Here is a 12,177-nt window from a genome sequence, read left to right on the forward strand (position 1 = left end):
ACATGATTGGACACGGCAAATTTCACTCATTAACTCTGATAAACTGGAATGGTTTTTTTGCTCGAACGTTTGAGCTTGATCAGCTAGTTACAACCTTATCTGGTGGTAATGGTGCAGGTAAATCGACCACGATGGCGGCTTTTGTTACAGCATTGATACCCGATTTAACCTTATTACATTTTAGAAACACCACCGAAGCGGGGGCAACATCTGGCTCACGTGATAAAGGTTTGCATGGTAAGTTAAAACCGGGTGTTTGTTATTCAATGCTGGATGTAATTAATTCTCGTAACCAACGAATTATCTGTGGTGTACGTTTACAGCAAGTTGCTGGGCGTGACAAAAAAGTGGATATTAAACCATTTTTACTGCAAGGTTTACCTGTCGTTATTAGTCCTACAGAATTAGTTACTGAACGTTTAAATGATAAACAAGCACGCATTTTATCGTTGCCAGAGTTAAAAGATAAAGTCGAATCAATGGACGGCATTATTTTCAAACAATTTAACTCGATTACTGATTATCACTCAGTTATGTTTGACTTTGGTATATTACCTAAACGTTTACGTTCTTCATCTGATCGTAGTAAATATTATCGCTTAATTGAAGCCTCGCTGTATGGTGGGATTTCAAGTGCGATTACTCGTTCACTACGCGACTATTTATTACCTGAAAATGGTGGTGTACGTAAAGCTTTCCAAGATATGGAAGCGGCACTTCGTGAAAATCGAATGACATTAGAAGCGATTCGAGTTACACAATCCGATCGTGATTTATTTAAACATCTTATTACCGAGTCGACCAATTATGTTGCTGCTGATTATATGCGTCATGCTAACGAACGTCGAGTGCATATTGAATCTGTACTTGGCTTGCGTCGTGATATGTTTAAAACGCAAGATCAGCTTATCAGCAATCAATACCGCCAAATAGAAACGGCGAAAGAACTTAAAGAATATCAAGAATCGCAAAGCGATTTGGAAACTGATTTACAAGCCGCTAATGATCACCTCAACTTAGCACAAACAGCGCTACGTCAACAAGAAAAAATTGACCGCTATCAAGCAGATTTAGATGACTTAAATTTAAAACTTGAAGAACAAAACGAAGTGGTGCTTGAAGCGAATGAACAGTACCAAGTTTACCGTGATCAGGTCAACGAAACAGAGCAAGAAGTTGATGAAATCAAAACACAGTTAGCGGATTATCAGCAAGCACTTGATGTTCAACAAACACGAGCAATTCAATATCAACAGGCTTTACAGGCATTAAAGAATGCTCAGTCATTATGTCAGTTACCAAAACTAGGTATTAGCAATATCGAAGATCACTTTGCCGTGTTTGATGAAAAGCAAAAAGAGATCACCGAACAAGTTCTTGAACTTGAACAAAAATTAAGTATATCTGATGCCGCCATTAATCAATTTGATCGAGCTTATCAATTGGTCGTTAAATTGGTTGGTGATGTAACTCGTAGTGATTCCTTTGTAGCTGCAAAAGAAGCATTAAGACAGTGGCCATCACAATGTTATCAAGCTGAACAAGCGGAACATTTACAGCTGCAACTTGATGAACTAGAACAACGCTTTTTTGAACAAAAAGAAGCGGAATCATTATTAACACAATTTTGTAAACGTATTGGGCGACAAATTAATTATGATGAGCTTGACGAATTAAAACAAGAGATCGAAACCCAGCTAGATGAGAATGCTGAACGGGCTAACGAATCAAGCGAAAAACGTATTGAATTTAGGCAAGAACTTGAGCAAATTCAATCGAAAATTTCCGATTATCGACAAAAAGCACCACTATGGTTAAAAGCTCAAGATGCTCTAATTGCTTTGCAAGAACAAACAGGTGACACATTTACTCACAGCCAAGCTGTAACACAACATATGCAACAGCTGCTTGAACAAGAACGTGTTCTTGTAACTGAACGCGACCAAATCAATTTTAGGCGTAGCCAGCTTGATGTCCAAATCGAACAACTTAATCAACCAAGTGGTGTGGACGATGGGCGTTTAACTTCGTTAGCTGAACGATTTAATGGTGTGCTACTCTCTGAAATCTATGAAGATGTAACCATTGATGATGCACCTTATTTTTCAGCACTCTATGGCCCTGCAAGGCAAGCTATTGTTGTGCCTGATTTATCATTAGTGAAACAGCAATTAGAAACCCTAACGGAAAGTGATGAAGATTATCCTGAAGATATATACTTTATCGAAGGTGATCCTTCATCATTTGATGATAGTGTTTTTGACTGTGAGGAAATGAATAAATCGGTACTAGTCAAAACAGGCGATCGTCAATGGCGATTTTCGAGTTTTCCAAGTGTACCACTATTTGGTCGTGCCGCGCGTGAAGTTCATCTTGAAAAACTATCGGCTGAACGTGATGAATTACATGAACGTTTTGCAACGCTCTCATTTGATTTACAAAAATTACAACGTATTGAGCAAAATGTTGGACAATTTATAGGACAATATCTTGCTGTTGCTTTTGATATCGATCCTGAAGCGGAAGCACAAAAATTAGCGATAAGACGCACCGAAATTGAGCGTCAATTATCATCTCAAGAAAGCATTGATCAGCAAAACCAACAACAAGTTATTAATTGCAAAGAGCAATTAGTTACCGTCAATAAGCTTATTGCTCAGATGCACTTACTTGCAGATGATGATTTAGCTGATCGGGTGGATGAATTACGTGAGCAATTAGTTGTAGCGCAAGAATCTGCGCAATACGTTAGCCGTAATCGAAATACTGTTTCAGAACTTGAACCTTTAGTGGCAGTTTTACAAAGTGATCCCGAACAAAATGAATCGCTTCGTGAACATTACAACACTGTTAAAGCACAACAACAAACGATTCGTCAACAAGTCTTCGCGTTAACTGAAGTCATGCAACGCCGAGCTCATTTTAGTTATGAAGATTCGGCTGGCATGTTGGGCGAAAATAGTGATTTAAATGAAAAATTACGGTCTCGATTAGAAGTAGTTGAAGTCCAAAGAGCTGAAGCGCGTAGCCAGATGCAACAGTATCAAGATAAATACAACCAATATAACCAAACGCTGGCTTCGCTTAAAAGTGCATTTGATACTAAACGCGATATGCTGCAAGAACTACAAAAAGAGATCGAACAAATTGGCGTAAAAGCTGATGCGATCACTGAAGAACGAGCTCGAATTCGCCGTGATGAAATTCATCAAAAATTAAATAATAATCGCCTGCATTGCACATCGCTTGAAAAACAACTAATTATGTGCGAAAGCGAAATGACACAAATGCAAAAACGCCTTACACAAACACTGCGTGATTATAAGCAACTACGTAAGCAAGTTGTTGAAGCCAAAGCAGGGTGGTGTTTAGTATTACGTTTAGTCAAAGAAAACAGTGTTGAACGGCGTTTACACCGTCGGGAGCTGGCTTATTTAAGTGCTGATGAGTTGCGTTCAATGTCGGATAAGGCATTAGGTTCGTTACGTCTGGCTGTTAATGATAATGAACATTTGCGAGATGTATTAAGACTATCAGAAGATCCAAAACGGCCTGAACGTAAAATTCAATTTTACATTGCAGTTTACGCTCACCTACGCGAGCGAATTCGTCAAGATATTGTCAAAACTGATGACCCTATTGAAGCAATTGAACAGATGGAAATAGAATTATCACGTTTGACCGAAGAGCTAACATCCCGTGAGCAACAATTAGCGATTAGCTCAAAAAGTGTGTCTAATATTATTCGTAAAACGATTCAACGTGAGCAAAATCGTATCCGCTTACTTAACCAAGGTTTACAAGCAGTGGCCTTTGGGCAAGTTAACGGTGTACGTTTAAATGTCAATGTTCGTGAAGCCCACTCTTCACTGCTAGTCGCATTGTCTGATGAAAAAAATGAGCATCAAGATCTGTTTAGTAATAATCGCATAACGTTCTCTGAAGCGTTAGCTAAACTCTATCAACGCTTAAATCCACATATTGATATGGGACAACGTACTGCGCAAAATATTGGTGAAGAGCTACTTGATTACCGAAATTACTTAGAAATGGATGTTGAGGTCAATCGAGGTGCTGATGGTTGGTTACGTGCTGAAAGTGGCGCACTATCAACAGGTGAAGCAATTGGTACAGGAATGTCGATTTTACTAATGGTGATTCAAAGTTGGGAAGACGAATCTAAGCGTCTGCGCAACAAAGATATTTCACCGTGTCGTTTATTATTCTTGGACGAAGCTGCTCGACTAGATGCCAAATCTATTGCAACGTTATTTGAGCTTTGTGAACGGCTAGAAATGCAATTAATCATTGCAGCTCCAGAAAACATCAGTCCAGAAAAAGGCACAACCTACAAATTGGTTCGTAAAGTGATCAATAATCATGAGCATGTTCATGTGGTTGGTTTGAAAGGTTTTGCGTAATTTTCTATTATGTTGTAACGTTTTCGCCGACGAATTGTCGGCGAAATTTTATTTTTAACTGCAAGTAGCCTATTAGTATCTTTTTTTACTAAATTATATAAATAAAACGTTATGATAGCTTAAATAAAAGTGACTACTTGGCTAATCTTGCTGATTAGTTTCTTCTCTCTTGTGCCTTTAGGTTCTTTTAATGTTTTTGACATTTTCAGTCGCTATAGACGCCATTTTACTCATAGTATCCCTTAAGATTTTGCCATCATCAGTTTTAAATGATGCAAGTTGTTCTAGTCCATTTTGATCTACTTCAAAATAGATTGCTTCAACATACGAGCTATACATAAAAGGTATTATTACAAGAATTACAAGCTGCTTTAAGTTGCTGAAATAGTCTTCAAGGCTTTTTATTGCTAGATTTGATGTGCTTTGTTCGGTTTAAAAGAGTATTACTGATTATTGATTTGGTGCCGTGGGCGGGACTTGAACCCGCATGCCCTTAGAGCACTACCCCCTCAAGATAGCGTGTCTACCAATTTCACCACCACGGCGCCGTTTTTATTCTGGAATATCTGATGTCGAATTTTGTTGTACAGGCTGAACAAGTGGCGCTGTTACAGGTACTGTATTGTCTTCGTTTGATTGTGTTGTTGCCGGTACAACATCATCAATGAAGTTAAATTCATTGCTTGAAGTTACACTAGGTTTGCTACCTAAGTTTGACAGTAAGATGCTTATCACAAAAAACAAAATGCCTAATATTGTTGTAGCACGGGTTAAAAAATTCCCACTTCCTGAAGAGCCGAATAAAGTTGCCGACGCGCCTGCACCAAAAGATGAGCCCATATCTGCACCTTTGCCTCGTTGTATTAGAACTAATCCAATAATAACAATTGCAATAATTAAATAGCTTATAATTAAAAATTCGTACATTTCAACCTGTCAATTTTATGTGTTATACAACAGAATTTATTGATGCGAAATATTAGCGAAAGACAGACCAACAAGCAAGTAAAATTTAAGATATAATTGATATGTTTTGAGCATTTATCCCTTTAAATAAGTAAAAACACACTGTTTATAGCTTAAAAATTATCTTTTTATATAATGTATTATTGGTTTATAAAAAAATAAACTTATTGATACTTTCTTCATTTTATAATTTTGCTATTTTCCATAATCAATTGTATGTTTTGGAGGAAAACCAGTATAATAGTGCTAAATTTATATAGTTCGCATTGATTTTATGAAATTTATTGTTAAGCTCTTTCCTGAAATTACCATTAAAAGTGATTCTGTCCGTTTACGTTTTATTAAAATATTAACGAGTAATATTCGCAACATTTTAAAGCATCACATTGAAGATGTTGCTGTGGTTCGTCATTGGGATTTTATTGAAGTTCGCCCGAAAGTTGAAAATAGTGAAGCTCAGATCCTTGAGCTATTAACACGTATTCCAGGTATTCATCATATTCTAGCTGTTGACGAGCTTACCTTTGTTGACGTTCATGACATCTTCGAAAAAGCATTAAATTATTATGCACCACTAATTGAGAATAAAACCTTTTGTGTGCGAGTCAAACGCCGAGGAAAACATGACTTTACTTCAATTGATGTTGAACGTTATGTTGGCGGTGGGCTTAATCAACACGTTGTATCGGCTAAAGTGAAATTAACTCAACCAGACATCACCGTTAACCTTGAAATCGACAATGACAAATTACTACTAGTCAAAGGGCGACATGCTGGAATTGGTGGTTTTCCAACAGGTACACAGGAAGATGTGTTGTCGCTTATATCGGGTGGTTTTGATTCTGGTGTATCAAGTTACATGTTAATGCGTCGCGGTAGCAGGGTGCATTATTGCTTTTTTAATCTAGGAGGGAAAACTCACGAAATCGGTGTTAAACAGATGGCTCATTATTTATGGGAGCGATTTGGAAGTTCGCATAAAGTACGTTTTATAGCCATTGACTTTTCTGATGTTGTGGGTGAAATACTTGAAAAGATTGATGATGGGCAAATGGGGGTTATTTTAAAAAGAATGATGATCCGTGCCGCATCGAAAATTGCTCAACGTTATAATGTCGAAGCACTTGTCACAGGCGAAGCATTGGGGCAAGTATCGAGCCAAACACTAACTAATTTACGATTAATTGACAATGTAAGTGACACATTAATTTTACGTCCACTTATCACGCACGATAAAGAAACAATTATCAATCTTGCACGTCAAATAGGCACCGAAGACATTGCTAAAACAATGCCAGAATTTTGTGGTGTCATATCCAAAAGCCCAACGGTTAAAGCTATCAAAGAAAAAATTGAAGCTGAAGAGTTGAATTTTGATTTTGCTGTTTTAGATAAAGCGGTTGAAAATGCTGAAAATATTGATATCCGCGAAATAAAAAAACAAACAGACACCACAATAACATCTGTCGAAACAGTCACAATGCTTAATGCAGATCATGTTGTTATCGACATTCGCTCTCCAGAAGAGCAAGAGGATAATCCACTCATATTGAACGACATTGATATCAAACTTATTCCATTTTATAAGTTAGCAACGCAATTTGGTGATTTGGATCAATCAAAACAATATTTGTTATATTGTGAACGCGGCGTTATGAGTAAATTACAAGCACTTTATCTAATTGACCAAGGTTTTAATAACGTCAAAATATTTCGCACATAAAACTTAACAATAATTTACTATATTATTGGTATTTTTTACATATATAATGGGACGTTATATATGAGTTGTATTGGTTATTAAGGTAAAAAAGTAGCAAAAATGTATTATATAAAGAGGCCTGTAATGAGTAGTAAATTACTTGTAGTTGATGATGATCCAGAAATTGCTTTATTATTACGCGAATTACTTGAATTAGAGGGATATCAAGTTGAAGTAGCTAATAATGGTATTGAAGCTTTAGAAAAGTTTGACAGCACAATAGATCTCATCTTACTTGATATTATGATGCCTGAAATGAATGGACTTAGTGTATTATCTCAACTTAGAAGTAGGTTTACAGTCCCTGTTATATTTTTGACGGCTAAAGATAATGAGTATGATAAAGTTATTGGGCTTGAACTTGGTGCTGATGATTACATCTTAAAACCATTTAATGATAGAGAGCTTATTGCTCGGATCAATGCGCTTTTACGTAGAACCCATTGGGATAATATCGTTGATGATGACTTAGACAAGCAGAATCAATATACTATTGATAAACTGAATGTAAATCGGAAACAACAATCAGTCTATTTTGATAACAAATATATTGAATTAACGGGCACGGAGTTTCAAGTATTGCTTAAACTACTTGAAAACGCAGGTAAAATAATATCGCGCGATACATTAAGTGAAACCGTTTTAGGCAAAGAGTTTATTCCACTTGCTCGATCGATTGATGTTCATGTTTCTAATTTACGAAAAAAACTTCCGCCTAGGAGCGATGGTTTGCCTTGGATTAAAACATTGCGTTCTAAAGGCTATTTATTTGTCATTGATCAAACTGATGATTTGTTGCAAGGATAAGATAATATTTAAATGAAGGTCAGCTAAAATGTGGCTTTTTGATCGCCTAACAATCAGAATTTTTACTATATTTTTGCTGACTATAGTTTTCTTTCTTATGTTAATTATGGTGTTACCGAGTCTTGATTCTCGAAATTTGACTTATTTAGCAAATAAAGATAAAGAAAGCGGTAACCTATTAGCCAACCAAATTGAACGTGATCTTGTTAAAATACCTAAAGATAGCTTTCGGTGGTGGATGCGTTTCATTGTTGTCATGGATAGTCATCAAAAACCAGGGCAATCTTTATTTATTGTTACACCTAATGAACAAATCATTACCGCTGAAACTAAAAACATTGATTTAATTAAAAATTTCAGTGAAAAATCGCATAATGTTGCCGATCCAGCAAGAAAAATCTATGATTCCCAAGAAATTATAGGGCCTTTTTTGCTTCATTATGCTAATGCAGAATATCAACTATATATTTTGCAACAAGCCGCAGATACGCAATCTCAATTTGTTAACTTCATTTTTGATCACCCTTTGCTATTATTAACCTTGACTATGCTTGCAAGTTCTCCGTTTTTGCTTTGGTTATCTTGGAGTATAGCTAAACCAGCAAGGCGTTTAAAACAAGTAGCAGATCAAGTAGCAAAAGGGAATTTACAAGAAAGGCCAGAGCTTGAACAAATCGGATCGTCTGAATATAAAGCAACGGGTGCTAGTTTTAACCACATGTTAAGGGAACTAAAGCGAATGCAAGATGTGCAACAGCGCTTGTTTTCTGACATTTCTCACGAATTACGTACTCCTTTAACTCGCCTACAACTTGCGACCTCATTATTGCGACGTAAACAAGGTGAAAGTAGCGAAGTTGTACGAATTAATAATGAAGCATTAAAACTTGATTCAATGATTGGGGATTTGCTCTTATTGGCAAGACAGCAATATGACAATAACGAAATTAGAGAATTTAATAAAATTAATGTACTATTTAAACAAGTGCTTGATAACGCCGCTTTTGAAGCAGAACAAATAGGAAAAACATTTCTAGTCGCAACCCCGCCGACCAACCAAACCATATTATGCTACCCCATTGCCCTATGTAGCGCGCTTGAAAACGTGATTCGTAATGCATTTCGTTATTCAAATAAAGAAGTTATTATCAATTTTACGGTACAACAACAAAAAATAACCATAACCATCGATGACGACGGCCCTGGTGTTTCAGAAAGTGAACTAGATCAGATTTTTAGACCATTTTATCGCACAAGCGAAGCTCGCGACCGCGAATCAGGCGGAACAGGGCTAGGGCTTGCTATTGTCGCTAATGCCATCATCCGCGATCACGGCACTGTCAAAGCAGAAAAAAGTCACCTTGGTGGACTGAGAATTGTGATAATATTACCAATTCATAAATATTAAAAATAGAAGAGAAAAGTTTTGTCCACACTAGCTTTAAACATCGTTTTATTTGAACCCGAAATTCCAGCCAATACTGGTAACATTATTCGCCTATGTGCTAATACAGGCTTTAACTTACATATTATTGAGCCTATGGGTTTTTTTTGGGACGACAAAAAGTTAAGACGAGCAGGACTTGATTATCAAGAATTTGTGGATGTAAAACGCTACAAAAACTTTAACTGCTTTATGGACGAAAACCAAATAGACCTACAAACTCAACTGTATGCGCTAACCACAAAAGGACAAAAACCACATAGCGAAGTCAATTACAAATCAAATGACTTTTTAATGTTTGGTCCCGAAACCCGAGGTTTACCTGCAACCATACTCGACTTATTACCCCAAAACAAAAAAATACGCATTCCCATGCTAGCAACAAGCCGCAGTATGAATTTATCTAACTCGGTAGCAGTTGTGGTATACGAATCGTGGCGCCAATTAAATTACGTAGGTGCAAAATAAAGTATTCACTTTCAAAAAAACTAATTCCATAAAAAATCGGTCAGGAAAGGTATTGATTTTATTAAAGTTTTTATTTGGTGGTTTTTAGCTAAAAACCACCGCCCAACACCCTCCCCCCAAAGCACACACACATAAGCTGACTCATCCTTTAACAAAACTTTACAAATTTTTAACAAAAAAGGTAGCGCATTATTGGTCAAGCGGTTATAATTTAATCGCTTTCAAAGCAAGGGAGTGCTCATTATTAGAGCAGTCATTTATAAAAAATCGAAATAAAACAAAAATTTACTTGACAGGATGATCGAAATGCGTTACCATTTATGGCATATGGCATATGGCATATGGCCTGCCAAACCTACGCCCTAAAACTTTTTAATTTTCACCGTAGTCGAAATCAGACACAATTCTTATTTTCATCAGCGAGGTCATTTCGCGTAGCGAAATCGGAGACGTTTTCGGTAGGGTTATCGCCGAGGTCAAGGCGTTTACCTCTTCTATTTAAATTTTCAGGTTTACCAAGCTTACCAAGCTTACCAAGCTTATCAGGCTTATCAGGTTTACTCAGTTTACTTAGATTATTTAGATTCCTTAAATCGGCGTTGTTCTTTGCGTTGTTGTTCTTGTTGTCGTATTCACAGAGTTCTGTGGCATTAACGGCTTATACATCAAAATATATCGTGGGTAGTGCGCCATATTTAACATTCGACAATGGTCGAACAAAAGCCACATCAACGGATAAATTGTTGTCAATTCGGTTGCAGGATGGTCAGGTAATCACGCCATCTAGTAATACATCAAGTGCAACAAATCCAATCAGTTTGCCGTACGTTGGGAGTAATTTAAGTCATATAGAAATGATAGTCCCATCATCAACTAATTCAGTGAGTTTAAGTGATTTGGTCACAAGGTATAATTATTGGCGAGATGATGATGGAGATGAGCCGGCTGTAAATGGTGTATCGGGGAGTATATCGGTATCGTTTACGGATAAGGATGGCAATACAGTTAGTCGTAACGAAGCATTAAGTAAATGTAAGGCACCTTATAGGGTAAGATTAAGTAGTACAGGGGGATATTTACAGACCCAGTACGGTGTTCCTAGTAGAACTAGTTTTAGTGGAGCTACGGTGGACTATTATATCAATCCGTATGACAGTGGTCCGGTTGTTTGTCACGCAAGGCCGAATCTTAACCGTGGTACAAGCAATCACGCAGGCCCATCTAACATATGGGACCCTAATAAGGGTTTTTTAACTCAGTCTAACGATTCTGCATCTTACGACTTAAACTTTCCAACTACAGGTGCTGATGGATTGTATTTTGATTTGGACATAGGTGGCGTCGATGCAAGTCAGTTGACGTGGTCTGTTGTCACGAATGGTAATATAACAGCTACGGTGACAAGTGTTACACCTAGTGATAGTTGGATTCCTAGTGTTGATAGGGGAAAAGTTGTCGCACGTGTTAGGTTAAGCGGTCCTAGGGCTGATGATACTCAGATATATTCAGATAATCCTAGTCCTTTAACCGTCCCATCTTTGCCACAGAGATTTGAGTTGGTCGGTAGGGATAGAAGAAGTGGTAATGAGGTGAGGTATGGGTTTGTGTTAAAGCAGTGGTTCGTCAATCGGGGTAATAAAACTGGTTCTCAATCTACCCAATCCACTTGGTGTAGTCGTTTGGGTTATCATTTGCCACAGGTTAAGGATTTAACCAATGCAGTCAGAACTGGTAGTAATCCTATTTCTGGCGCCTTGCCATCCTCATCTGATAATTATTACAAGCGTCACATAGGTGCAGGATTTTTCACGGAGTGGGGCGACATGTACGACTACGCTGATGCGGGCTTCGTCAACAGCTTCTACTGGACAGGCGACGCAACAGGTAGCAATGGGTTCTTTGTCTACTCGTACAACGGCTACGTGTTCAGCGGCAGCGTTTCCTACAGTGATTACGCTGTTTGCACCGCACCTTAGTTTTTAGCGTTTATTCCTTAATCCTTGGGCCGCGGGGGCGGTTATGGTGCCTGAGAGGATAATCTAACAAAGAATAACGCCCCCGCGCAAGTTGGGGCATTTCCCTTAGGGTTGCGCTGTTGCGGCGAAGCCACAATCGCGCCGCCCCCGCCGGCGACGCTGAAAGTGTCGATGGCAATTCTAGTGATTACGCTGTGGTGGTTTAAATTCGTGGTCTATTTATAGTACGGCAAGGTTTCGGACGTTTTGACCTTGGGTGAACAAAATAGCCACAGTGACCACGTCCGAGCAAAGGGAATTAAAGCGAATTCCCTTTGCAATCCCACGCTTTGG

The 12,177-nt window shown here is 37.9% G+C and carries 8 protein-coding genes and 1 tRNA gene; 6 read left to right on the forward strand and 3 right to left on the reverse strand.

The window, feature by feature from the left end:
* Positions 1–2: 2 nt before the first annotated feature.
* Positions 3–4,421 (forward strand): chromosome partition protein MukB, encoded by a 4,419-nt coding sequence (mukB, locus tag GYX25_RS08770; RefSeq protein ID WP_174787197.1) that lies wholly within the window; start codon positions 3–5, stop codon positions 4,419–4,421.
* A 177-nt stretch (positions 4,422–4,598) separates the two neighbouring features.
* Here mukB and GYX25_RS08775 read toward each other — a convergent pair whose 3' ends face one another.
* The 3 genes from GYX25_RS08775 to secG form a co-directional block, all read right to left on the reverse strand.
* Complete coding sequence (locus tag GYX25_RS08775) at positions 4,599–4,760, reverse strand: hypothetical protein (protein ID WP_174787198.1); 162 nt, start codon at positions 4,758–4,760, stop codon at positions 4,599–4,601.
* Between the two features lie 120 nt (positions 4,761–4,880).
* A tRNA-Leu gene (locus tag GYX25_RS08780) sits at positions 4,881–4,966 on the reverse strand.
* A 7-nt stretch (positions 4,967–4,973) separates the two neighbouring features.
* The gene (gene secG / locus GYX25_RS11325) at positions 4,974–5,348 is read right to left on the reverse strand and encodes a preprotein translocase subunit SecG (RefSeq protein ID WP_091348745.1); all 375 of its coding nucleotides are present in this window, start codon (positions 5,346–5,348) and stop codon (positions 4,974–4,976) included.
* Between the two features lie 313 nt (positions 5,349–5,661).
* Between secG and thiI the strand changes: the two genes are divergently transcribed.
* The 5 genes from thiI to GYX25_RS08810 all read left to right on the forward strand — a co-directional run bounded on the left by thiI (position 5,662) and on the right by GYX25_RS08810 (position 11,844).
* Positions 5,662–7,110 (forward strand): tRNA uracil 4-sulfurtransferase ThiI, encoded by a 1,449-nt coding sequence (thiI, locus tag GYX25_RS08790; protein ID WP_091348748.1) that lies wholly within the window; start codon positions 5,662–5,664, stop codon positions 7,108–7,110.
* Between the two features lie 123 nt (positions 7,111–7,233).
* Positions 7,234–7,956: a response regulator gene (locus GYX25_RS08795; RefSeq protein WP_091348751.1), complete on the forward strand. Its 723-nt coding sequence runs from the start codon at positions 7,234–7,236 to the stop codon at positions 7,954–7,956.
* A 28-nt stretch (positions 7,957–7,984) separates the two neighbouring features.
* Positions 7,985–9,364 carry an envelope stress sensor histidine kinase CpxA gene (cpxA, locus tag GYX25_RS08800; protein WP_091348754.1) on the forward strand — a complete coding sequence of 460 codons (1,380 nt, stop codon included), beginning with the start codon at positions 7,985–7,987 and terminating at the stop codon, positions 9,362–9,364.
* Positions 9,365–9,382: 18 nt separating this feature from the next.
* Positions 9,383–9,868 carry a tRNA (uridine(34)/cytosine(34)/5-carboxymethylaminomethyluridine(34)-2'-O)-methyltransferase TrmL gene (trmL, locus tag GYX25_RS08805; RefSeq protein WP_091348758.1) on the forward strand — a complete coding sequence of 162 codons (486 nt, stop codon included), beginning with the start codon at positions 9,383–9,385 and terminating at the stop codon, positions 9,866–9,868.
* Between the two features lie 320 nt (positions 9,869–10,188).
* Entirely contained in the window at positions 10,189–11,844 is a 1,656-nt protein-coding gene (locus tag GYX25_RS08810) for a hypothetical protein (protein WP_174787199.1), read from the forward strand.
* The last annotated feature ends 333 nt before the right edge of the window (positions 11,845–12,177 follow it).

Source organism: Gilliamella sp. ESL0254, assembly GCF_013344985.1.
Classification (GTDB): Bacteria; Pseudomonadota; Gammaproteobacteria; order Enterobacterales; family Orbaceae; genus Gilliamella; species Gilliamella bombicola.

What these genes read in the sequence shown, in the direction of transcription:
- mukB (WP_174787197.1), top strand. Translation starts at nt 3, where the DNA reads ATGATTGGACACGGCAAATTTCACTCATTAACTCTGATAAACTGGAAT.
- GYX25_RS08775 (WP_174787198.1), bottom strand. Translation starts at nt 4,760, where the DNA reads ATGTATAGCTCGTATGTTGAAGCAATCTATTTTGAAGTAGATCAAAAT.
- secG (WP_091348745.1), bottom strand. Translation starts at nt 5,348, where the DNA reads ATGTACGAATTTTTAATTATAAGCTATTTAATTATTGCAATTGTTATT.
- thiI (WP_091348748.1), top strand. Translation starts at nt 5,662, where the DNA reads ATGAAATTTATTGTTAAGCTCTTTCCTGAAATTACCATTAAAAGTGAT.
- GYX25_RS08795 (WP_091348751.1), top strand. Translation starts at nt 7,234, where the DNA reads ATGAGTAGTAAATTACTTGTAGTTGATGATGATCCAGAAATTGCTTTA.
- cpxA (WP_091348754.1), top strand. Translation starts at nt 7,985, where the DNA reads ATGTGGCTTTTTGATCGCCTAACAATCAGAATTTTTACTATATTTTTG.
- GYX25_RS08810 (WP_174787199.1), top strand. Translation starts at nt 10,189, where the DNA reads ATGGCATATGGCATATGGCATATGGCCTGCCAAACCTACGCCCTAAAA.